This window comes from Chryseobacterium sp. SIMBA_038 (genome assembly GCF_046535115.1).
Lineage (GTDB): Bacteria > Bacteroidota > Bacteroidia > Flavobacteriales > Weeksellaceae > Chryseobacterium.
This window is the reverse complement of record NZ_JAWRXH010000440.1, coordinates 1-236: the sequence shown is the minus strand read 5'-3', so window position 1 is coordinate 236 and position 236 is coordinate 1. Positions and strand designations below refer to the sequence as shown.

1 protein-coding gene is annotated in these 236 nt (G+C 33.9%); it reads left to right on the top strand.

Features of this window, described 5'->3' with window-relative positions; translation table 11 throughout:
* Positions 1-236, top strand: a 236-nt coding sequence (locus SB689_RS24195) for a hypothetical protein (RefSeq protein ID WP_410694557.1), incomplete at both ends; no start/stop codon positions are given.

Below are 236 nucleotides of genomic sequence, written 5' to 3'. Positions count from 1 at the left end.
TTTTTAAAGTATTTTCAGTTGGGATTTTGCTGTTGGCAGGAACACAAGCCCAATCTCAGAAAACTGAGCAGAAAAAACCAGATAACCCGGCTAAATGTTTTAATATCAAGGAGGGAAAGTTTTTACGGGCTAATTATCCGGAAAGTATCTGGTATATGACCATTAAGGATAATGTTCAAACCGAATATTTAAACAATGGTAAAGATTATATAAAATCCACATTGGTTTTTGTGGAT